Here is a 20,773-nt window from a genome sequence, read left to right on the forward strand (position 1 = left end):
GCTTAGGCAACCACCGCTGCACTGTTCGCCCGCAGACGCTCCACGGCCTCGTCGATGATGCGGTCCACGAGTTCCCGGCAGGAAGGCAGCTCGTTGATGACCCCGACAACCTGCCCGGCCGCCAGCATTCCGGCGGTCGTGTCACCGTCCACGAGTCCGGCCTTCAGGAGCATCGGCGTGTTGGCTGCGAGCATCATCTGGTTCCAGCTTCTGCCGGTGCCGCGTTTCATCGAGATGCCGTCCTTCGCCAGACCCAGCCAGGACTGTCCGGACATTTCCTTGAACTGCACCGACCGGCGCAGTGCCGGCAGCAGCTGGCGCAGCGGGCCGCCGTCTTCGAGTCCCTTGACGAATTCGGTGCGCAGCAGCCGGTGCGGCATGCCGTCCGCCTTGGTGGTGACCACCGTGCCGTCCAGCCCGAAGCTGAGGTAGCGCTGCTTGATGTCTTCGGGCACCGAACTGTCACTGGTGAGCAGGAACCGGGTGCCCATGCCGATGCCCACGGCACCGTAAGCCAGAGCCGCGGCCAGCCCGCGCCCGTCGAAAAAGCCGCCGGCGGCGATAACCGGAATATCCACGGCATCCACCACCGAGGGCAGCAGCAGCGTGGTGGGAATGGCTCCGGTGTGGCCGCCGCCCTCCCCGCCCTGCACCATCACGGCGTCCGCACCCCAGGCGGCCACCTTCTCGGCATGCCGCGCCGCTCCCACGGAAGGGATCACCACGGACCCGTTTTCCTTCAGCTTCTCGATCAGTTCCCGTTTCGGAGCCAGGGCAAAGGAGGCCACCTTCACCCCGTACTTGATCATCAGATCCACGCGCTCCGGGGCATCGGCGCCGTCGGCACGCAGATTGACGCCGAACGGCTTGTCGGTGTGGCTCTTCACTTCCACAATCGCGTGCTCCAGCTGGTCCAGCGTCATGGTGGCCGAGGCCAGGATGCCCAGGGCGCCCGCCTCCGCCGTGGCCGTGACCAGCCGCGGTCCGGCCACCCAGCCCATGCCGGTCTGCACAATCGGATGCTCGACGCCGGTGAGCTCGGTCAGGGGAGTCTTGATGCGGTTCTCGGTACTCATGCTGGGACCTCGTCTTCTCTGCGCTTGCGGGGGTCGAGAACCTCGCGGATGAGCTGCAGTTCCCGCTCATCCGGAAGGCGGGTGGTTGAAACGGTTCCCGCGGTGTGCAGCGGGAACCCGGTGGCGGCCCGGATCTCATCAAGGCCCACGCCGGGGTGTGCGGAAACCAGGGCCATGCCGCCGTCCGGAGCACTGAAATCGAAGACGCCAAGATTCGACACCACCCGGTGCAGCCGGTGAAAGCGGGAAGCTGACGGACCCGCCGCACGTGCCCTGTCATTGCCGACGCCGGTTACAAAGTCCACGCTCTCCACGAACGTCCGGCGGCTGTGGCGGGGCATCCAATAGCTGGTCATATGGTTGACGGTGTTCGTGGCGGCCGCCCGGGTTCCGAGCAGTTGCTTGGCGGGTTTGGCATGGTCCCCAATTGCCGACAGGTTCTGGTTGCCCATGCGGTCAAGCTGCGCGCCGCCCATCACTACATGGCGGCGGCCTGCAGCGATCAGTTCGAACAGTTCCCGGTACGGCAGGTAGCCGGCGGAAACGGTGCTCGGCCGGTCGACGGCGGGAACGTCGCCCAGGATGGTCGACTCGCCGTCGCTGATCATCAGGTCGGGAGCATGGGTCAGCAGTGCCAGACGGACGCCGATGGTCGGCACAATGCCGGCAGGACTGGCCAGGATCTCCGCCTGCCCGCGGAACAGATCGCTGCAGGCGGCAACGGCCACTTCGGCCCTGGTGATGTCATTCATTGCCGACTCCCGAAAGACCCGCGATGCCCGCGTTCGCCCGGTAGGCGCCGTCGTCCACATCGAGGTAACGGGCACGGAATTGCTGCCATGCCGGCGCCGATGCTGCTGCTTGCGCATACGTCCGCTGGAACTCCTCGTCCCGCGGATAGTCCGGCAGGCAGGAGGTGAAGTGCGCGCCGTGCGGAGCCTCGACGACGTGGTCCACCATGGTGCGGTTCAGCAGCAGCGTGGAAGGATGCGCATCCCGGGTCAGTTCCGCCGTGGAAACGACCGCCTCCGCGCTCACCACGGTGCGGTCCGCGGCACGGGCGAACAGATCGTCAAAGTACGGATCCGGCCCCAGGCATGCAGCGTTGCCGAGTTCATCGGCGCGGTTCAGGTGCACCAGCGCCAGGTCCAGTGGGATTGCGGGCATGGCGACCAGCTCCTCGCCGTCGTCGTAGGGGGAAGTGACGGTGCGGATCTGCGGATTGCCCGCGAGGGCATCGGATCCGAGTCCGGAGCGCGTCACCACAAAGGGAAGCCGGCGCCCGGCGGCGCGGAGCCCGGAGACCAGCAGGGATTCGTCCAGTTCGACGACGTCGACAGCACCTGCCTGCCGGGCGGCGGCAAAGTGCGGCTCAACGGCAATCGAGTCGAGGGTGGCGAAGCCGAACACCACGCGCTTGGCCTGTCCGGTGGCACACAGCACCCCCACATCCGGTCCGCCGAAGCTGACGACGGTGAGGCCCCGAACGCCGGAACGAACCAGGGCCCGTACCAGGGCCATGGGTTTGCGCCGTGAGCCCCAGCCGCCGATGCCGATGGTCATGCCGTCGCTGAACAGCCCGGAAATGTCCTCCGCAGCGAGGACCTTGCTGCTCACTCGGCCGAGGGGGCGGCGGCGACGAAGTCGTCGCGCAGTTCATCGGCAACGCCCCGGAGGTTGAGCTCAAAGGTGAAACCCTGTTCCCAGCGGTAGCTCTTCACTACGTCCACGGGGTCGATGCCGTTCAGGGCTTCCTTCGCTGCCCGGATCACCCGGGTGTCCTTGGAGGCGATTTCATCGGCAATCGCGAATGCTGCTGCATCAAGCCGGTCGGCGGGAACCACTTCGGCAACGCTGCCGAATTCGGCCAGCCGCTGCGCCGTAATGGTGCGGCTGGTGAAGTAGAGCGTGCGGAGCAGGTGTGCCGGCACGAGGCGGGAGAGGTGTGTCGCTGCCCCCAGTGCGCCGCGGTCCACTTCCGGAACACCGAAGTAGGCATCGTCGCCGGCAACGATGACGTCGGCGCTTCCGGCCAGGCCCACGCCGCCGCCGAGGCAGAAGCCGTTGACCGCTGCAATGACGGGCACGGGGCATTCGTAGATGGCTTTGAAGGCGAGGTAGCAGCCCCGGTTGGCCGCGAGGATGGCATTGAAACCCTCGGTGGCCTGCATCTCCTTGATGTCGACGCCGGCATTGAAGCCGCGTCCTTCGGCCCGCAGGACCACCACTCGGGTGTCGGGATCTTCGCCGGCGGCCTGCAGCGCTTCGGCGACGGCGAACCAGCCCGCCACGGGCAGTGCGTTCACCGGGGGATAGTCCATTGTTACGGCACGCACTCCGTCGTGGTGCATCTTCGATGTGATTGACATCTGGTACCTACCTAACGTTTGCTTGATACCCTAGCATTTGCTTGGTACACGGTACACTCCAAGCACCGCAACAATCTCAAAGGAGAGCAAGACATGACCGGCATCTGTGAAGGACGAGTCGCCATCGTGACCGGGGCGGGCCGCGGGCTGGGACGTGAGCATGCCCTCGAGCTCGCCCGCCAGGGCGCAAAGGTTGTTGTCAACGATCTCGGCACCACCCTCAACGGCGTTCCGGAGGCCTCGGGCCCCGCCCACGACGTCGTGGCGCTGATCCGTGCGGAGGGCGGAGAGGCGGTGGCCAACGGCGCCGACGTCGCCGACTTTGAGCAGGCCGCCGGACTCGTCCGGCAGGCCATTGAAACCTTCGGCCGCCTGGACATCCTCGTCAACAACGCCGGTTTTGTCCGGGACCGCATGCTGGTGAACACCTCGGAAGAGGAATGGGACGCCGTGATCCGCGTGCACCTCAAGGGCCACTTTGCACCGCTGCGCCACGCCGCCGAATACTGGCGCGGCGAAGCCAAAGCCGGCCGGATGCCGGACGCCCGCGTCATCAACACCTCCTCGGGCGCCGGACTGCAGGGCAGTGTCGGCCAGGCGAGCTATTCGGCAGCCAAGGCAGGCATTGCCGGACTGACCCTGGTCGCTGCCCACGAGCTGGCCCGGTACGGCGTAACCGTGAACGCCATTGCCCCCTCGGCCCGCACCCGCATGACCGAAGGGGCCTTTGCCGAAACCATGGCCGCCCCGGAATCCGGCTTTGACGCCATGAATCCCGCGAATGTTTCACCGGTTGTGGCCTGGCTTGGCGCTGCTTCCTCCGCAGCAGTCACCGGCCGCGTGATCGAAATTGAGGGCGGCAGAATCTGCATCGAGGAGGGCTGGAACCACGGCCCCGCCGTTGACGCCGGGGAACGGTGGGAAGCAGCGGCAGCCGGTGAGGCAATCGAGAAGCTGCTCGCCGACGCCGCCGCACCCGAGGCGGTCTACGGCTCATGAGTGCCGGCACCAAGACTGGGGGCAGTACGACTGACCGCACGAAGACTGATCGCAGTGCGACGGCGGCAGCCTGGGCCGGCAAACCGCTGGGGGAGCGCACCGTTGGTTACACCGAGACCGACGCCATCCTGTACGCCCTGGCCGTCGGGGCTTCGGCCAGCGATCTGGACCTGGTTTTCGAAGACCGCCTGCGTGTCCTGCCCCCCTTCGGGCTGACGCTGGCACAGTGGGCCCCCGATGTTCTTGCTGAGCAGGGCGCCTTCGACACCCGGGCGGTCCACGGCTCCCAGGAGCTGGCGGTCTTCAAACCGCTGCCGCGTTCGGGAGAATTTACCCTCAGCGCGCGAGTGGGAGAGGTGTGGGACAAGGGCTCGGCCGCCGTGTTCAACGTGCTGGTGGAGTGCGAATACTTCGCGGCAACCTGGACCATCTTTGCCCCCGGCTTCGGTGGTTTCGGCGGAGACCGCGGCCCGGGACGGACTGCCGCACCGGCAGGTGTTCCCAGCGCCAGCACAGGCTTCTCCTCAAGTCCCAATCAGGCGGCACTCTACCGGCTCCTTGGCGACCGGCACCCCATCCATATTGATCCGCAGGCAGCTCGGGGCATCGGCCAGGACCGCCCCATCCTGCACGGACTGGCCTCACTGGCAGGGGCCACACTCCCGCTGGCCCGCCTCGCCGGAGCCCATCCGGCGGACCTGGTCCAGCTGGCGGGCCGGTTTGCCGGTGTCGTCTTCCCCGGAGACGATCTGACGGTCCGGACGTGGGACGGAGGCCGGTTCGAGGCACTGGCGGGGGAGCGCACCGTCATCAGCGACGGACTGGCGGTGTTCGGGTAATGGCGCAGCCTGGCGGAATTATCCTGATGTATGACCCCGATCACAAACAAATGACACTTTTGGGATACGATCGCGGCGACGTCCGCCGAGCGGTGACTGAGGTCCTGGAGACCATCAACAAGGAATCGTTGACGACGATGCGAGAGGGAAAATGATGAGAATTGTTGTTCTAATGAAGGAAGTTCCGGACACCTGGGGGGACCGCACCCTGAACCTGGAGACCGGTCTGCTGGACCGGGCCGGAAGTGAACTGGTGCTGGACGAGATTACCGAGCGCGCACTCGAAGTGGCGCTGACGTACCGCGACACCCAAAAGGACGCCGAAGTGGTCCTGCTCGCCGTGGGCCCGGCAACGGTGCCGGCCAGCCTGCGCAAGGGACTGGCCATGGGAGCCGACCGCGCCGTGCACGTTCAGGACGACGCCCTGCTCGGCGCGGACATGACCCTCACCGCCGAGGTGCTCGCCGCAGCCGTCCGCCAGATCGGTTTTGACCTGGTCATCGCGGGCAACATTTCCACCGACGGCGGCGGCGGAGTCCTTCCATCCATGCTTGCCGAGCTGCTCGGAGTAGCCGGAGTGACCTCACTGAGTTCAGTGGACATCACGAAGACGGGCGTTGCCGGACGCAGGACCCTCGAGTCGGGCACCTACGACGTGAGCGCTGCCCTTCCGGCCGTCATCTCGATTACCGAGGCACTTCCGGACGCACGCTTCTCAAACTTCAAGGGCATCATGGCTGCAAAGAAGAAGCCATTCGACACCCTCGCCCTGACTGACCTCGGCCTAGCCCTCGATGAGTCCGCCAGCCGGTCCATCGTCCTCGCTGTGGCAGAGCGTCCGGCACGCACCGCCGGAGTCAAGATTGACGACGACGGCGACGCCGGCCAGCAGATTGCCGAATTCCTCTCCCAGAACCGACTCATCAAAGGACGCTCAGAATGACCGGCTACCCCACAGACTCCGTTCTCGTACTCGTTGACGTCGCGCCGTCGGGCAAGCTGCGCTCCAGTGCTGCAGAAGTAATCGGTGCCGCCTCAGCGGTGGGCACACCAGTTGTCCTCGCCGTTGCTGCCCCGGGCACCGCGGACATCCTTGGAGCAGAGCTGGCCGCGCTCGGTGCGGCCCGCGTCCTGATCTCCGAATCGGCCGAGCTGGACACCGCCATGGTCTCTCCGGTGGTCGACGCCCTCAGTGCAGCAGCTGCTGCCGTTACTCCTGAGGCAGTCCTGGTCTCGAACTCCATCCAGGCCCGTGACGCAGCGGCGCGCTTCGCGGCCCGCTCAGGCTCCGCCATGGCGGCCGACGCCGTCGGCATCTCCCGGGACGAGGAAGGCATCGTTGCCCACCACTCGGTCTACGGCGGCGCCTACTCCGTGGATTCGGCAGCAACCACCGGCTCCCTGGTGATCACGCTGCGCCAGGGTTCCTCCAGCGTCCGTGCCGAGGCCCGGGAAGCCAATATTGAACTGCTCGCTGTGCAGCCCTCCGGCGTGCCGGACGCGACTGTCTCCAGCTACGAGGAAACCTCCGTCGTCTCCGCCCGTCCTGAATTGCGTGGCGCCGAGGTGGTTGTTTCCGGCGGCCGCGGACTGGGCTCCATGGAGAACTTTGTCCTCGTCGAGGAACTGGCGGACGCGCTGGGCGGCGCCGTTGGAGCCTCCCGTGCGGCAGTCGATGCCGGGTATGTCCCGCAGACCTTCCAGGTTGGCCAGACCGGTGTCACCGTTGCGCCGCAGCTGTACATTGCACTGGGCATCTCCGGCGCCATCCAGCACCGGGCAGGAATGCAGACCGCTAAGACCATCATCGCCATTAATAAGGATGCGGACGCCCCCATTTTTGAGATCGCCGACTTTGGCGTGGTGGGTGACGTATTCACTGTTGTGCCGCAGCTGGTCAAGGCGATCGAGGCGAAACGGGCAGCCAGTTGACCCGGCAGGGGCTTCCCCGGGTTCCCGGCGGCGGACCCGGGGCCGGCGCCCCCGCTAAGAAGAACCCCGCTGCGCCCCCTGCTGCCTCCGCTGAAACGCCGGCAGCAACGCCTGGAACAACGCCTGCAGCAGTGAATGGTTCTGCCAACGGTTCAGTGAACGGATCCGTGAAACCGGAACAACAGGGAACCCCGACACCGCCGCGGACACCATCGCGCCGGCAGGGCCTGCCCCGTCCCGGAGGTTCAACAACGGGAGGCGCTCCCACAGTGCCGGCCGCTTCTTCTGAGGCTGCGCCGTCCACTGAGGCTCCGCTGTCGGCCCAGGCTCCCACCGCAGCAACGCCGGACGTTGCAACGCCGGTGACTGCGGCACCGGCGGCGGGCAGGCGTCAGGGCTTGCCTCGTCCGGGATCTGCTCAGGCAAGCCCGGCTGCTGCAGTTCCCACGGATTCTGCAGCTCCCGGGGATTCTGCAGTGGTCACGGAGTCTGCAGCACCCACCGCCGCGGCACCGGCGGCGGGGAGGCGTCAGGGAATGCCGCGTCCGGCGTCGACTCCTGTTGCTGCGTCCTCGGGATCCGGAACTGCTGCTGCTGCAGCTGCTGCGCCGGAGACTTCACCCGCTGCGGAGACTTCATCCGCTGCGAAAGCTCCAGCCGCCCCGGCCTCCCGCACGCGAGCGCCGCTGAATCCTTCGGCTCAAAACGCCGCACCTGCAAAACCTGCCGCCCAGTCCGGAGGTTCACCGGCAGGGCGCAGCCGCCTGGGGCGGGCCGGATTGGCAGCGGCAGGCCTGCTGGTGCTGCTGACCGTCGTCGTGCTGCTGGCCCGATGGCTCGTGACACTGGAGTCGGTACAGGGTTTCCTCACCCGGTATCCCGGTGAAACTGAACTTCCGCACGGCGCTCCCGTGGGACTTCCGGCGTGGCTGGGCTGGCAGCACTTCTTCAACGTGTTCCTGATGGTCCTGATCATCCGGTCGGGATGGCAGGTCCGCACGCAGCGCCGCCCGCCGGCCTCGTGGACCCCCAACCGGGGCAAGAACCCGAAGAAGATCAGCATCACGCTGTGGCTGCACCAGTCGCTGGATATCCTGTGGCTGGTCAACGGTGTTGTGTTTGCCGTTCTCCTCGCGGTGACCGGCCAATGGATGCGGGTCATCCCCACCAGCTGGGGCGTCTTCCCGAATGCCCTTTCGGCTGCCCTGCAGTATGTATCCCTGGACTGGCCCACCGAGAACGGCTGGGTCAACTACAACAGCCTGCAGGTGCTTGCCTACTTCGTCACGATCTTCATTGCTGCTCCACTGGCTGCTGTGACGGGGTACCGCATGTCCGCCATGTGGCCTGCAAAGGCGAAGCGGCTCAGCACCGCGTTCCCCATCGAGGCGGCACGGGCTCTGCACTTCCCCGTGATGCTCTACTTTGTCGCGTTCATCATCGTGCACGTGGCGCTGGTGCTCTCAACGGGCGCACTGCGCAACCTGAACCACATGTACGGCGGCCAGGATGCGGTGAACTGGTTTGGCTTCTGGATGTTCTTCGCCTCGCTGCTGGTCATCGCAGGAGGCTGGTTCGCTGCCCGCCCCCTGGTTCTGGCACCCATTGCCTCGCTGTTCGGCAAGGTGGGGCGCTAGCCCGGTGACCAAAGGCCCCCGGCCGGCAGCGTTGTGCTGCTGACCGGGGGCCTTTTTGTGTGCCCTGTACGGGCGGATCGCCTGCTAAGCCTGCTGGTGTTGCCGAATACCAAACACGGTCGAGATTTCCTCGCTGCGCCACTGCCGCAGCAGACGGTGGAACGCCACCGGGCCCGGCCCGTAGGAGAAGCTGACGGGCGGGGGATTACCCTCGCGGTTGTAGTACCCCGGAGTGCATTCTGCCTGGAACTGCTGGTTGTTCAGCGCGGTTTCCCGGATGGTCCGGCACCACTGCTCCTCGGCGTCGGCCGTCGGTTCAACGACGTCGGCACCCGCCTCACGGGCCGCGGATATGACGGCCGCGATGTGATTGGCCTGTTCCACCAGGATGTGCACAAAGTTAACCGCGTTGGCATTCTGCAGTGACCCGAGGTGGAACAGGTTGGGGAAGCCGTGGGTGTAGAAACCATGCAGCGTCCGCGGACCCCGGCTCCACGCCTCCAGCAGCGTGCGTCCGTCCCGGCCCGTCACCGGCAGTGCGCCGGAAGTGACGCCGGAGACGCCGACGTCGAACCCGGTGGCAAAAATGACGCAGTCCACCTCATATTCGTCGTCGCCCACCACAATGGAAGTCTCGGTCATGCGGGTGATCCCGCCGGTGTCAGCAGTGTCCACCAGCGTGACATTCGGACGGTTGAAGGACTGCAGGTAGTAGTCGCTGAAGGTGGGCCGCTTGCACATGTAGCGGTACCACGGCTTCAGCGCTTCGGCTGTGGCAGGATCGGTGACGACCTGATCCACGCGGAAGCGGATTTCGTCCATCTTGGCGAAGTCCACCAGTTCGTCGATGCGCTCCCGCTCTTCTGCCGACACGCTCGTATCGACGGCGCCGCTGACCACTTTGCGGTGCAGCTGCGGAACCGAAGTCCAGCCGTCCTGAGTCAAATCATGTTCCACCGGTTCCCCGGAGACCACGGCAAGGAAGTTCTCCATGCGTTCGTGCTGCCAGCCCGGCTTCAGCGACGCAGCCCAGTCCGGATCAGTGGGGCGGTTGTCGCGGACGTCCACGGAGGACGGGGTGCGCTGGAAGACAAGGAGCTGCTCGGCGTCGCGCGCCACCATGGGCACTACCTGGACGCCGGTTGCCCCGGTGCCGACCACGGCAACTTTCTTGTCCGCAAGCTTGTGCATGTTGCCGAACTGATCCCCGCCGGTGTAGCCGTAGTCCCACCTGCTGGTGTGGAACGTGTGGCCCTTAAAGGAGTCAATCCCCGGAATGCCCGGAAGCTTGGGCTGGGTGAGGGTTCCGGAGGAAGTGATCACATGCCGTGCCCGCATCCGGTCGCCGCGGTCTGTTTCAACAATCCATTCCAGGGTCTCCTGGTCCCACACCAGAGAGGTGACGCGGGTGTGAAAGAGGGCATCGCGGTACAGGTCAAACTTTTCTGCGATCGCGACGGCGTGCCTGCGGATTTCTTCGCCTGGCGCGTACCGCTCGCTGGGCATGCCGCCAACTTCCTCCAACAGCGGCAGGTAAACATACGACTCAATGTCGCACCGGATGCCCGGGTAACGGTTCCAGTACCAGGTCCCGCCAAAGTCGCCGGCTTCGTCCATCATGCGAAGGCTGTCAATCCCGGCCTGCCGCAGGCGCGCGCCGGTGACCAGTCCGCCGAAGCCGCCGCCGATGACCAGCACCTCCACCGCGTCGTTCAACGGGATCCGCTCACTGCGCTCGGTGTAGGGATCGGTGGCGTAGTACCCGAACGTGCCGGTGGCGGGCTGGTACTGGGCGGCGCCGTCGGGCTTGATCCTCCGGTCACGTTCGGCTTTGTACCGGGCCCGCAGCTTCTCGACATCCGGGCCTTCCTGCGGCGCTTTAGCGGAGACAGCCGGAACAGGGTGATGCGTACTCATGTGTAGTCCTAACGTTGCATGAGAGCATTCCCGGCGGGCCCCCGCCCATCCGGGAAGCCGTGTACTCAACCATTGAGAAAATGGTTAGGACTAGCCTAACCATTTTCCTCAATGTTTCCCGAACCGCCGCTGCCAACTACGGTGAGGACATGAGTGACGGAAGCGATGCCCAACAGGAACGGCTGCGGCTGGTGCAAAGCCTTGAGGGCCTGGGAGCCGCTTTCCAGGCGACCACGCTTCCTGTCCTGCTTGATTCGCTTCTCTCCACGGAGCTGACCATCGCGCAGCTGAAGGTGCTGGCGGTGCTGGCCACCACGGAAAAAGGCGCCACGGGCAGGGGACTGGCCGACACCTTCGGAGTGTCCCTGGCCTCCATGTCCGGACTGGTTGACCGCCTCGTTGCGCAGGGAGCGGCCACCCGCACACCGGATGAAATGGACCGGCGGATACGCCGGATCCGGGCAACGCCGCTGGGGCTGGTGCTCGTTCGCCGCCTCATGGCCGCCCGGCCCGAACTGAACCCGGACATCCTTGCCCGCCTGCCGCTGGAGGACCTGCGGGCACTGGAGCAGGGGCTGCGCGCAGTCCAGCGCTGCTCCGCAGCAGAACCGCCGCGGGACCAGGAGATGTGACCGCGCCGGGGCACTCTGGACGGCCCGTTCCCGGCGTGTGATCAGGCCGATGCGGTAATGGGGCAGGAAAATGAGATGATAAGAGATGTCCATAGGTTTTGGACCACTCCGCCCGTGCGGATCCCCGTTCGTTGAGCAGCAAAAACGACGGCGGTCTGCGGCCCGGGATGCGCACGGTTGCGCGGGCCCGGCGGAGTTGGCCACAGAACGGACCCTTTGACCTTTTGGTGCCGCAGCGCTGTGCCGCAGCACCCCAGTACAACCCGTACCCGACGAAAGAAACACCATCCGTGAATAGAACACCTGCCGCCTTGAAAGCCCCCCGGGAACTCGCCAATGGAACCATGCGCATTGTTGCGCTTGGTGGCATCGGTGAAATCGGCAGAAACATGACCGTATTTGAATACGACGGCAAACTGCTGATCGTTGACTGCGGCGTGCTTTTCCCCGAAGAAATCCACCCCGGCGTCAACCTGATCCTGCCGGACTTCTCCTACATCCGGGACCGCCTGGATGACGTTGTGGGTGTTGTCCTGACCCACGGCCACGAAGACCACATTGGCGGGGTTCCCTACCTGCTGCGCGAACGTGCGGACATCCCCCTGATCGGCTCCAAGCTGACCCTGGCGTTTGTTGAAGCCAAGCTCAAGGAACACCGCATCACCCCGAAGCTGATCCAGGTCAAGGAAGGCGACCGCCGCACCATGGGCGGATTCGACCTCGAATTCGTGGCCGTCAACCACTCCATTCCGGACAGCCTGGCCGTTGCCATCCGCACGCCGGCCGGCATGGTCCTGCACACCGGTGACTTCAAGATGGACCAGTTCCCGCTGGACCGCCGCATCACCGACCTGGCCGGCTTCGCCCGGCTCGGCGCCGAAGGCGTGGACCTGTTCCTCACCGACTCCACGAACGCCGATGTTCCCGGCTTCATGGCCTCGGAGAAGGAACTTGCTCCCGCTATCGACCAAGTGTTCCGCACCGCACCGCGCCGGATCATCGTCTCCAGCTTCGCCAGCCACATCCACCGCATCCAGCAGGTCATTGACGCTGCCGACCGCTACAAGCGCAAGGTTGCGTTTGTGGGCCGGTCCATGGTCCGCAACATGACCATCGCCGAGGAACTGGGCTACCTGAACATCCCCAAGGGCCTCCTGGTGGACTTCAAGCAGCTGCAGCGCTCGGATGACCACAAGGTGGTGCTGATCTGCACCGGTTCGCAGGGCGAGCCGCTGGCCGCACTGTCCCGCATGGCCAACAAGGACCACGCGATCCGCATCCACGAGGGCGACACCGTCCTGCTGGCCAGCTCGCTGATTCCGGGCAACGAGAACGCCATTTACGGTGTCATCAACTCCCTCACCAAGCTTGGCGCCAACGTGGTGCACAAGGGCAACGCGAAGGTCCACGTTTCGGGCCACGCCAGCGCCGGTGAACTGGCGTACTGCTACAACATCGTCAAGCCGCGCAACGTCATGCCGGTCCACGGCGAATGGCGCCACCTGAAGGCCAACGCAGCCATCGCCGTCGCCACCGGCATGGACCCGCGCGACGTCGTTATTGCCGAAGACGGCGTGACCGTTGACCTGCGCCGCGGCCGTGCCTCGGTCTCGGGCAAGATCCCCGTGGGCCTGGTCTTCGTGGACGGCGACAGCGTCGGCCACACCACCGAGGATGACCTCAAGGAGCGCATGCAGCTCTCCGAGCAGGGTTCCGTCACCGTCCTGGCCCTCATCGATCCGGACACCAATACGGTTGCCGAGCCGCCGGAGCTCTTCATCAAGGGCTTCGCCTGCAGCCCGGGCGACATCAAGAAGGCTGAAGCCGCCATCGAGAAGGCCATCAACGACGCCGCCGGCCGCGGCCGCGGCGGGCGCAGCGAGGAGCCCGAAGCCATCATCGAGCGCTCCACCGCCAATTGGATGCGCCGCTTCTACAACCGCACGCCGGCCATCACGGCCATTGTTGTGGATGCCTAAGGCAGCTGCTTTCCCGGGGCTGTAGCTGAAGGGAAACGAAGGAGGGGACGGTGTCGGACGACGCCGTCCCCTCCTTTTGGTGTCCGGGCCAGTTCGCTGATGACACACTGGTACAGGGACATTGACTCCAGGAACATTGGCGGCTGAAGGGAAATTTTAATGAGGACAACACCGGACTGGGTGCAGCACGCCATCTGGTGGCAGGTCTACCCGCTGGGCTTCACCGGCGCGGAGCAGACGGCGCTGCCTGCGGATGCGGAGCCCCGCCACCGGCTGGCCCGCCTCATCCCCTGGCTGGACTACATCGTGGAAATGGGTGCCTCCGGCCTGGCTCTGGGGCCGGTGTTCGCCTCGGAGACCCACGGCTATGACACCGCCGACTACTACCGGATTGATCCGCGGCTCGGCGATGACAGCGACTTTGACGAACTCATCCGCGAAGCCCGCTCCCGCGGCATCCGGGTGCTGCTGGACGGCGTCTTCAACCATGTCGGCCGCTCCTTCGGGCCCTTCACCGAGGCTCTGGAGCAGGGACCCGGCGCAGCGACGGCAAACTGGTTCTCCTTCACCTGGCCCAACGGGTGGACACCCGGAACTGAGCCCGGTTATGCGGACTTTGAAGGCCACCACCAGCTGGTGGCCCTGAATCATGACGAACCGGCAGTGGCGGACTTTGTTGCCGATGTGATGAAGCACTGGCTGCGCCGCGGAGCCGACGGATGGCGGCTGGACGCGGCGTACGCGGTGCCGTCGTCGTTCTGGGCGCGGGTGCTGCGCAATGTCCGTGCCGAATTCCCGGACGCCTATTTTGTGGGTGAGTACATTCACGGCGATTATCCGGCTGACGTAACGAACGGAACGCTGGACTCGGTGACCCAGTACGAACTCTGGAAAGCGATCTGGAGTTCTCTCGCGGACGCCAACTTCTATGAACTGGCTGCCGCCCTGGAGCGGCACAACACGTTTCTGGACACCTTTGTGCCGCTCACCTTCGTGGGCAACCACGATGTCACCCGCATTGCCAGCCGGTTGGAACCGGCCCCGGGGCAAAGCGCCTTCCGGCTGGCCCAGGCCCTGGTGCTGCTCTTCACCCTTCCGGGCACCCCTTCCGTCTACTACGGCGACGAGCAGGGCTACCGCGGCGTCAAGGAGGACCGGGCCGGGGGAGACGACGACGTCCGCCCTTCCTTCCCCGCCTCGCCGGACGAGCTTTCCGCGGTGGGCCAGCCGCTGTACCGGCTGCACCAGGAACTCATCGGGCTGCGCCGCCGCCATTCCTGGGTGCAGGCGGCCCGGACCCGGGTGCATTCGCTCAGCAACGAGCAGCTCGTCTACGAGGTGTACGACGGCGGCAATTCCCTGTTCGCCGCATTGAACCTTGCGGACGCGGAGACTGTTCTTCAGGTACCGAACACAGCCGGCGCGGTGCTGGCCGGCGAGGGCGGCCTGAACCCTCAGTCCGGGCAGCTGTCGCTTCCGGCCGGCGGCTGGGTTGTACTGGCCGGGGCGAATGCCGGGGTCGGTTCGTAGTCCGGTCAGGCCGGTCAGTCCGGTCAGGCGCTTAGCCGGTCAGTCCGGTCAGGCGCTTAGTCTGGTTAGGCGGTTAGGCGGTTAGGCGGTCACGCGGCTGCGGCGAGCAATAATCTGTTCGCGCAGAATGTCCGCGTGGCCGCAGTGCTGCGCCAGTTCGCGGAGAACATGAAGATAAATCCACCGCATCGGCAGCGGTCCGCGGCGGTTCCCGTACACAATGTCGTCAAGGTCCCGGCCCGCTGCTGCTTTGCGCGACTGCGCACAGACCCGGAGGTATTCGGACAGCACTGAGCCGATGGTGTCTTCCGGAAGCAGGTCGAAGGATTCGTCCGGGCCGGCAGGACAGCCGATATCAGCTCTGGAGTGGCCGGTAATGGCCTCATCAAACCAGATCTGCTCCACGAAGGTCGCGTGTTTGACCAGTCCCAGCAGCGTCGTCTTGGAGGGGACCAGGGGAGTGCGCGCTTCCTCCTCGCTCATGCCCTCCAAACAGAGGCCAAGGTCCCCGCGGTGATGATCAATAAACAGATGCAGCTGCGCTGCCAGCGGTGCGGCGAAAGCCGCGGCCTCATCGCTTGATGACGTGCTTCCGCCTGAACCCGGCCGGCTCCGGAAAAGCTTGGTGTGCTTGCGGACCAGATCGGCATGCTGCGGGAGCAACTCCGGGCTGCGCGGACCGAGCAGGTTCACCAGCGGCTCGTACCATCTCAGAACGCACAGCGCGTTCAGGCGGCCGAAGGCGATGATTTCATCCTTGGAAAGATTTTCTCCATTGATGAGGCGAACAACGGCGCCTTCGGCTCGGGCACCTTTGATGGCCAGAGCGAGGTCAGCACCGGCAATGCGGGTGTCCTCCCAGGGACGCAGGGGCTCGCAGGGGCGGTAGTTCGATGATTCCTGAATACCCTCGGGCAACTTTTCCATGCCTGATCCTAACAATCGTCTGCACGGTCATCCGGGGCCCGGAACCGGAGTACCCGCAAAGGTCTTCCAACTCCCGGAAGAGTATTTCGTTATGGTTCACCCCCGGGGCGTGAGGAATCCGTAAGGACTCCAAAAAGCGCCTCTGACTAGGGTTCTAATCGAAAAGGCGCTGATGCGCCCATGCTGCCTGTCCGGCACCATGCGAACGAACCCCGGGAGTCTCCCTTGCTTGACGTAGTTATTGTGCTCGGTACGGCGGTTTTCTTCGCCGCCCTTGCCCTGGGCATCCGGGCGGTGGAAAAGCTGTGATGTTCTTCGACTTCCTGGCCCTTGCCCTGGCAGTTGCCGCAGCCGTCTATCTGGTGGCCGCGCTGATTCGTCCGGAGCGGTTCTGATGGGCGTTTGGCCGGCAGTGGCCTCTTTCCTGTTGGTGGCACTGCTGTTGGCAGCGCTTTACCGGCCGCTGGGCGACTACATGGCCCGGTTCTACACCTCCACCAAAAATCTGGCAGTGGAACGCGGTTTTTACCGGGTCATTGGCGTTGATCCGGATTCCCGCCAGTCCTGGCAGTCGTACACGCGCAGCGTGCTGGCCTTCTCCGCCGTCGGCATGCTGGCGGTCTACATGCTCCAGCGCCTGCAGCATCTGCTGCCGGGATCACTGGGCCTGCCCTCCGTACCCGAAGGCCTCGCGTTCAACACGGCAGCATCCTTCGTGGCGAACACCAACTGGCAGTCCTATTCACCGGAAGTGACGGTGGGTTACACGGTCCAGATGGCAGGACTGGCTGTACAGAACTTCCTTTCGGCAGCTGTGGGCCTGGCCGTAGCCGTGGCCCTCGTCCGGGCCTTCGCGTCCCGGAAGGAAGCGACGATCGGCAACTTCTGGACGGACATGACTCGGTCTGTGGTGCGGCTGCTGCTGCCCATCGCTTTTGTCAGTGCGCTGCTGCTGCTTCTGGGCGGCGTCATCCAGAACTTCAACGGCTTCACCTCCGTAACCGGCCTCGCCGGCGGCACCTCGACGATTCCGGGCGGTCCGGTGGCCTCCCAGGAAGCCATCAAGCTCCTGGGCACCAACGGCGGCGGATTCTTCAACGCAAACTCCTCGCACCCGTTCGAGAACCCGTCCGCCTGGACCAACCTGCTGCAGGTGGTGCTGATGCTGGTCATTCCGTTCAGCCTGCCGCGCGCCTTCGGAACCATGATCGGAGACCGGAAGCAGGGCTACGCGATCCTGGCGGCCATGGCCACCATCTTCACCGCTTCCCTCACGGCCATGACAGCCCTCGAATACTCTGCTTCATCGGCTCTGGCCGGTTCCATGGAAGGCAAGGAGCAGCGGTTCGGCATAGCCGGATCCACCCTGTTCGGCACCACCAGCACGGCCACCTCCACAGGTGCCGTGAACTCGATGCATGACAGCTTCAGTCCGTTGGGCGGCATGATGGCCATGCTGAACATGATGCTCGGCGAAGTGGCTCCGGGCGGGGTGGGATCAGGCCTGTACGGCATGCTGATCCTCGCTCTGGTGGCCTCCTTTATCGCCGGGCTCCTGGTGGGGCGCACGCCCGAATACCTGGGCAAGAAGATCGGCCCCCGCGAGATCAAGCTCGCCAGCCTTTACCTGCTGACCATGCCCACCCTCGTCCTGGCCGGCACGGCACTGAGCTTCGCCGTCCCCGGCATCCGCGAGGACATCACCGGGACCTCCATCTACAATCCCGGACTGCACGGCTTCAGCGAAGTGCTGTACGCCTTCACCTCGGCGGCCAACAACAACGGATCGGCGTTTGCGGGCTTGACGGCGAACACACCGTGGCTGAACACCGCGCTGGGTCTGGCCATGCTGCTGGGCCGGTTCCTGCCGATGATCTTTGTGCTGGCCCTGGCCGGTTCGCTGGCTGCACAGGACCGCGTCCCGGTCACTGCGGGAACACTTCCCACCCACCGGCCCCAGGCCGTGCTCATGCTGTGCGGCGTCACTGTCATCGTGACTGCCCTGACCTTCTTTCCCGTACTCGCGCTGGGTCCCCTGGCGGAAGGGTTGCTCTGACCATGTCCACAGTGACAAGCAAAACCGACAAAACCGGCCGGCACTCGCCGGACCGCCCGCAGTCCGAGGACCCGGCCGGAAACCCGTCAGCCTCCCCGGAGGACAGGGCACCTGCCCGCGGCGGTTTCTCCGCCGCACAGCTGGGGAAGGCTTTTCCCGGCGCCCTGCGCAAGCTCGATCCGCGCATCATGTGGCACACCCCCGTCATGTTCATTGTGGAGGTGGGCGCCGCGCTGATTACCGTCATTGCAGTGGCGGAGTCCATCACCGGCGACGCAGGAACCTCGGGCGGCAGCACCGTGCCCGGCGCTTTCACCTGGCTGATTGCGGCGTGGCTCTGGCTGACCGTCATCTTCGCCAACCTGGCGGAATCCGTTGCCGAAGGCCGCGGCAAAGCCCAGGCGGCTTCACTGCGGGCCACCCGGACCACCACTCCGGCCCAGAGGGTGACCGGCTACGACGCAGCCGGCGACCCCTCCGCGTCCCGCGCCGCAGTGGAAGAAGTTGCGTCCGCTGATTTGGTGCTCGACGACGTCGTGGTGGTCACCGCCGGCGGGATCATCCCCGGCGACGGTGACATCATCGACGGCATTGCCTCCGTGGACGAATCCGCGATTACCGGCGAATCCGCTCCGGTGGTCCGCGAATCCGGCGGCGACAGGTCTGCGGTCACCGGCGGAACCCGGGTGCTCTCGGACCGCATTGTGGTGCGGATAACCAGCAAGCCCGGTGAGACGTTCGTGGACCGGATGATCCGCTTGGTGGAAGGGGCAGCCCGGCAGAAAACGCCGAACGAGATCGCCCTGGACATCCTGCTGGCCACCCTGTCCCTGATCTTCCTGGTGGTGGTGGTGACGCTGAATCCGCTGGCCGGATACGCCGGCGCAGCGGTCAGCATTCCGGTGCTGGTGGCACTGCTGGTCTGCCTCATCCCGACAACGATCGGTGCACTGCTCTCGGCCATCGGCATTGCCGGCATGGACCGGCTGGTCCAGCACAACGTGCTGGCCATGTCGGGCCGCGCCGTTGAAGCCGCCGGTGACGTCACCACCCTGCTGCTGGATAAGACCGGCACCATCACCTACGGCAACCGGCAGGCTGCCGCATTCATCCCGGTGGCAGGAGCGGACCGCAACAAGCTGATCCTCGCCGCAGTACTGTCCTCGGCGGAGGACCCCACTCCCGAGGGCAAATCGATTGTGGACCTTGCCGCCGGCATGGGCGTCACTCCGGTCAAGGACGTCGACGCCGTCAGCGTTCCGTTTACCGCCCAGACGCGCATGAGCGGGCTGGACTATCCCGACGGAACGCAGGTCCGGAAGGGCGCAGGCTCGGCCATCATGGACTGGGTGGCCGAGTCCGGCGGAATTGACGTCGATGTACTGTCCGACCTGACCTACCAGGTGGACAAGATCTCTGCCGGCGGCGGTACGCCGCTGGTGGTGGCCATTCGGGAGCCCGACGGCGGGCAGTCCGGCAGCAGCGCCCGGATTCTCGGCGTCGTGCACCTGAAGGACGTGGTCAAGGACGGGCTGAAGGACCGCTTCGCCGAGCTGCGGCGGATGGGTATCCGCACCGTCATGATCACGGGAGACAATCCGCGCACCGCCAAGGCGATTGCCGCGGAAGCCGGGGTGGATGACTTCCTGGCCGAAGCCACTCCGGAGGACAAGATGGCTCTGATCCGCAGGGAACAGGCCAGCGGCCAGCTGGTGGCAATGACCGGGGACGGCACCAACGATGCCCCCGCCCTGGCCCAGGCCGATGTGGGCGTGGCCATGAACACCGGAACGTCGGCAGCGAAGGAAGCCGGCAACATGGTGGACCTGGACTCGGACCCCACCAAGCTGATCGATATTGTCCGGATCGGCAAGCAGCTGCTGATCACCCGCGGGGCACTGACCACGTTCTCGATCGCCAATGACGTGGCCAAGTACTTCGCGATCATTCCCGCCATGTTCATGGGCGTTTTCCCGGGACTGGCCGTCCTGAACGTCATGGGCCTGCATTCTCCGGCGTCGGCAATCCTCTCCGCGGTCATCTTCAACGCCCTGGTGATCATTGCCCTGATTCCGCTGGCGCTGCGCGGCGTGAAGTACCGGGCAGCCGGTGCCTCCGGAGTGCTGACCCGGAACCTGCTGGTCTTCGGTGTGGGCGGGGTGGTGGCGCCGTTCATCGGCATCAAGCTCATCGACCTCGCCGTGGCCCTGATTCCGGGGTTCTGATGACCGGCCCCAACACCTCCAAACACAACGAACAGGAAGCATCATGAGTACTGCACGAACGTCGGCGCGCCAGGTGGGAGTGGCGGTCCGCAGCGTCCTGGTCCTGACAGCGGCACTGGGAATCGTTTATCCGCTGGCGGTGACGGGTGTGGGGCAAGTGGTGGCCAATCACCAGGCCAACGGCTCGGTGGTCTCCGTGAACGGGGAGGACGCGGGGTCCGCCCTCATCGGCCAGTCCTTCACCGATGCGGACGGCGCCGCCCTGCCTGAGTGGTTCCAGTCCCGGCCCTCCGCCGCCGGCGACGGGTACGACGGCGGTGCCTCCAGCGGTTCCAACCTGGGCCCCACAAACCCGGATCTGGCTGCGGCAATCGATGAGCGGCGCGCCGCGGTCAGCGAGCTGGAGGGCGTGGATCCCGAGGACGTGCCTGCGGACGCCCTGACGGCGTCGTCGTCGGGCCTGGATCCCGACATCAGCCCTGAGTACGCCCGGCTCCAGGTGAACCGGGTGGCGGCGGAACGCGGCCTGGAACCCGCCGATGTGCGGGCGCTGGTGGACGCCGCGGTGGAGGGCCGGGACGGGGGAGTGCTGGGAGAACCGACCGTCAACGTGTTGAAGCTGAACATTGCCCTCTCGGAGTCGGACAATTAGGGA

The 20,773-nt window shown here is 65.6% G+C and carries 20 protein-coding genes; 13 read left to right on the forward strand and 7 right to left on the reverse strand.

Annotated elements, in window-relative coordinates:
- Positions 1-2 precede the first annotated feature (2 nt).
- The 4 genes from AC4D2Q_RS10185 to AC4D2Q_RS10200 are packed head-to-tail and all read right to left on the reverse strand — an operon-like array spanning position 3 to position 3,445.
- Positions 3-1,076, reverse strand: a complete 1,074-nt coding sequence (locus AC4D2Q_RS10185; RefSeq protein ID WP_490946351.1) for an NAD(P)H-dependent flavin oxidoreductase — start codon at positions 1,074-1,076, stop codon at positions 3-5.
- Positions 1,073-1,828, reverse strand: a complete 756-nt coding sequence (locus AC4D2Q_RS10190) for a CoA-transferase subunit beta (protein ID WP_490946352.1) — start codon at positions 1,826-1,828, stop codon at positions 1,073-1,075. Before AC4D2Q_RS10190 ends, AC4D2Q_RS10185 begins: the two co-directional genes overlap by 4 nt.
- Positions 1,821-2,693 (reverse strand): CoA transferase subunit A, encoded by an 873-nt coding sequence (locus AC4D2Q_RS10195; RefSeq protein WP_490946353.1) that lies wholly within the window; start codon positions 2,691-2,693, stop codon positions 1,821-1,823. The genes AC4D2Q_RS10190 and AC4D2Q_RS10195 overlap by 8 nt, the downstream gene beginning before the upstream one ends.
- Complete coding sequence (locus AC4D2Q_RS10200) at positions 2,690-3,445, reverse strand: enoyl-CoA hydratase family protein (RefSeq protein ID WP_490946355.1); 756 nt, start codon at positions 3,443-3,445, stop codon at positions 2,690-2,692. Before AC4D2Q_RS10200 ends, AC4D2Q_RS10195 begins: the two co-directional genes overlap by 4 nt.
- 93 nt (positions 3,446-3,538) lie before the next feature.
- Here AC4D2Q_RS10200 and AC4D2Q_RS10205 point away from each other — a divergent pair, with 93 nt between their 5' ends.
- From AC4D2Q_RS10205 to AC4D2Q_RS10220, 4 genes are all read left to right on the forward strand, one after another.
- The gene (locus AC4D2Q_RS10205; RefSeq protein ID WP_490946356.1) at positions 3,539-4,444 is read left to right on the forward strand and encodes an SDR family oxidoreductase; all 906 of its coding nucleotides are present in this window, start codon (positions 3,539-3,541) and stop codon (positions 4,442-4,444) included.
- The gene (locus tag AC4D2Q_RS10210) at positions 4,441-5,283 is read left to right on the forward strand and encodes a MaoC/PaaZ C-terminal domain-containing protein (RefSeq protein ID WP_490946357.1); all 843 of its coding nucleotides are present in this window, start codon (positions 4,441-4,443) and stop codon (positions 5,281-5,283) included. Before AC4D2Q_RS10205 ends, AC4D2Q_RS10210 begins: the two co-directional genes overlap by 4 nt.
- A 154-nt stretch (positions 5,284-5,437) precedes the next feature.
- Positions 5,438-6,226, forward strand: coding sequence for an electron transfer flavoprotein subunit beta/FixA family protein (locus tag AC4D2Q_RS10215; protein ID WP_490946358.1), 789 nt, complete (start codon positions 5,438-5,440; stop codon positions 6,224-6,226).
- A complete protein-coding gene (locus AC4D2Q_RS10220) occupies positions 6,223-7,215 on the forward strand; it encodes an electron transfer flavoprotein subunit alpha/FixB family protein (RefSeq protein WP_490946359.1) in 993 nt (330 codons plus the stop codon). The genes AC4D2Q_RS10215 and AC4D2Q_RS10220 overlap by 4 nt, the downstream gene beginning before the upstream one ends.
- A 529-nt stretch (positions 7,216-7,744) precedes the next feature.
- Here the strand turns inward: AC4D2Q_RS10220 and AC4D2Q_RS10225 are convergent.
- The gene (locus tag AC4D2Q_RS10225; RefSeq protein WP_490946361.1) at positions 7,745-7,891 is read right to left on the reverse strand and encodes a hypothetical protein; all 147 of its coding nucleotides are present in this window, start codon (positions 7,889-7,891) and stop codon (positions 7,745-7,747) included.
- A gap of 103 nt (positions 7,892-7,994) precedes the next feature.
- Here AC4D2Q_RS10225 and AC4D2Q_RS10230 point away from each other — a divergent pair, with 103 nt between their 5' ends.
- Positions 7,995-8,852 carry a cytochrome b/b6 domain-containing protein gene (locus AC4D2Q_RS10230; RefSeq protein ID WP_490946362.1) on the forward strand — a complete coding sequence of 286 codons (858 nt, stop codon included), beginning with the start codon at positions 7,995-7,997 and terminating at the stop codon, positions 8,850-8,852.
- Between the two features lie 84 nt (positions 8,853-8,936).
- Here the strand turns inward: AC4D2Q_RS10230 and AC4D2Q_RS10235 are convergent, their stop codons facing one another.
- Positions 8,937-10,769 (reverse strand): flavin-containing monooxygenase, encoded by a 1,833-nt coding sequence (locus AC4D2Q_RS10235; RefSeq protein WP_490946363.1) that lies wholly within the window; start codon positions 10,767-10,769, stop codon positions 8,937-8,939.
- 149 nt (positions 10,770-10,918) lie between these two features.
- Between AC4D2Q_RS10235 and AC4D2Q_RS10240 the strand changes: the two genes are divergently transcribed.
- The 3 genes from AC4D2Q_RS10240 to AC4D2Q_RS10250 all read left to right on the forward strand — a co-directional run bounded on the left by AC4D2Q_RS10240 (position 10,919) and on the right by AC4D2Q_RS10250 (position 14,910).
- Entirely contained in the window at positions 10,919-11,401 is a 483-nt protein-coding gene (locus tag AC4D2Q_RS10240; protein ID WP_490946364.1) for a MarR family winged helix-turn-helix transcriptional regulator, read from the forward strand.
- A 344-nt stretch (positions 11,402-11,745) separates the two neighbouring features.
- Entirely contained in the window at positions 11,746-13,380 is a 1,635-nt protein-coding gene (locus AC4D2Q_RS10245) for a ribonuclease J (RefSeq protein ID WP_490926002.1), read from the forward strand.
- 159 nt (positions 13,381-13,539) lie between these two features.
- Positions 13,540-14,910 carry an alpha-amylase family protein gene (locus AC4D2Q_RS10250; RefSeq protein ID WP_490946366.1) on the forward strand — a complete coding sequence of 457 codons (1,371 nt, stop codon included), beginning with the start codon at positions 13,540-13,542 and terminating at the stop codon, positions 14,908-14,910.
- An 81-nt stretch (positions 14,911-14,991) separates the two neighbouring features.
- Here AC4D2Q_RS10250 and AC4D2Q_RS10255 read toward each other — a convergent pair whose 3' ends face one another.
- The gene (locus AC4D2Q_RS10255; RefSeq protein ID WP_490946584.1) at positions 14,992-15,459 is read right to left on the reverse strand and encodes a DinB family protein; all 468 of its coding nucleotides are present in this window, start codon (positions 15,457-15,459) and stop codon (positions 14,992-14,994) included.
- A 558-nt stretch (positions 15,460-16,017) separates the two neighbouring features.
- Here AC4D2Q_RS10255 and AC4D2Q_RS10260 point away from each other — a divergent pair.
- The 5 genes from AC4D2Q_RS10260 to kdpC are packed head-to-tail and all read left to right on the forward strand — an operon-like array spanning position 16,018 to position 20,770.
- On the forward strand, positions 16,018-16,146 hold the full coding sequence (locus AC4D2Q_RS10260; protein ID WP_490946367.1) for a hypothetical protein: 129 nt from the start codon (positions 16,018-16,020) through the stop codon (positions 16,144-16,146).
- Positions 16,146-16,232, forward strand: a complete 87-nt coding sequence (gene kdpF / locus AC4D2Q_RS10265) for a K(+)-transporting ATPase subunit F (RefSeq protein WP_400932521.1) — start codon at positions 16,146-16,148, stop codon at positions 16,230-16,232. The genes AC4D2Q_RS10260 and kdpF overlap by 1 nt, the downstream gene beginning before the upstream one ends.
- The gene (gene kdpA, locus AC4D2Q_RS10270) at positions 16,232-17,893 is read left to right on the forward strand and encodes a potassium-transporting ATPase subunit KdpA (RefSeq protein ID WP_490946368.1); all 1,662 of its coding nucleotides are present in this window, start codon (positions 16,232-16,234) and stop codon (positions 17,891-17,893) included. The genes kdpF and kdpA overlap by 1 nt, the downstream gene beginning before the upstream one ends.
- Before the next feature lie 2 nt (positions 17,894-17,895).
- Positions 17,896-20,118, forward strand: a complete 2,223-nt coding sequence (gene kdpB, locus AC4D2Q_RS10275) for a potassium-transporting ATPase subunit KdpB (protein ID WP_490946369.1) — start codon at positions 17,896-17,898, stop codon at positions 20,116-20,118.
- A gap of 43 nt (positions 20,119-20,161) precedes the next feature.
- Positions 20,162-20,770, forward strand: a complete 609-nt coding sequence (kdpC, locus tag AC4D2Q_RS10280; protein ID WP_490946370.1) for a potassium-transporting ATPase subunit KdpC — start codon at positions 20,162-20,164, stop codon at positions 20,768-20,770.
- Positions 20,771-20,773 lie beyond the last annotated feature (3 nt).

It is taken from the genome of Arthrobacter sp. TJ-178 (assembly GCF_058269275.1).

Coding starts and splice junctions, on each gene's coding strand:
- AC4D2Q_RS10185 (WP_490946351.1), bottom strand. CDS start 1,076: ATGAGTACCGAGAACCGCATCAAGACTCCCCTGACCGAGCTCACCGGC.
- AC4D2Q_RS10190 (WP_490946352.1), bottom strand. CDS start 1,828: ATGAATGACATCACCAGGGCCGAAGTGGCCGTTGCCGCCTGCAGCGAT.
- AC4D2Q_RS10200 (WP_490946355.1), bottom strand. CDS start 3,445: ATGTCAATCACATCGAAGATGCACCACGACGGAGTGCGTGCCGTAACA.
- AC4D2Q_RS10205 (WP_490946356.1), top strand. CDS start 3,539: ATGACCGGCATCTGTGAAGGACGAGTCGCCATCGTGACCGGGGCGGGC.
- AC4D2Q_RS10210 (WP_490946357.1), top strand. CDS start 4,441: ATGAGTGCCGGCACCAAGACTGGGGGCAGTACGACTGACCGCACGAAG.
- AC4D2Q_RS10215 (WP_490946358.1), top strand. CDS start 5,438: ATGAGAATTGTTGTTCTAATGAAGGAAGTTCCGGACACCTGGGGGGAC.
- AC4D2Q_RS10220 (WP_490946359.1), top strand. CDS start 6,223: ATGACCGGCTACCCCACAGACTCCGTTCTCGTACTCGTTGACGTCGCG.
- AC4D2Q_RS10235 (WP_490946363.1), bottom strand. CDS start 10,769: ATGAGTACGCATCACCCTGTTCCGGCTGTCTCCGCTAAAGCGCCGCAG.
- AC4D2Q_RS10240 (WP_490946364.1), top strand. CDS start 10,919: ATGAGTGACGGAAGCGATGCCCAACAGGAACGGCTGCGGCTGGTGCAA.
- AC4D2Q_RS10245 (WP_490926002.1), top strand. CDS start 11,746: ATGCGCATTGTTGCGCTTGGTGGCATCGGTGAAATCGGCAGAAACATG.
- AC4D2Q_RS10250 (WP_490946366.1), top strand. CDS start 13,540: ATGAGGACAACACCGGACTGGGTGCAGCACGCCATCTGGTGGCAGGTC.
- AC4D2Q_RS10260 (WP_490946367.1), top strand. CDS start 16,018: ATGCTGCCTGTCCGGCACCATGCGAACGAACCCCGGGAGTCTCCCTTG.
- kdpF (WP_400932521.1), top strand. CDS start 16,146: ATGTTCTTCGACTTCCTGGCCCTTGCCCTGGCAGTTGCCGCAGCCGTC.
- kdpA (WP_490946368.1), top strand. CDS start 16,232: ATGGGCGTTTGGCCGGCAGTGGCCTCTTTCCTGTTGGTGGCACTGCTG.
- kdpB (WP_490946369.1), top strand. CDS start 17,896: ATGTCCACAGTGACAAGCAAAACCGACAAAACCGGCCGGCACTCGCCG.
- kdpC (WP_490946370.1), top strand. CDS start 20,162: ATGAGTACTGCACGAACGTCGGCGCGCCAGGTGGGAGTGGCGGTCCGC.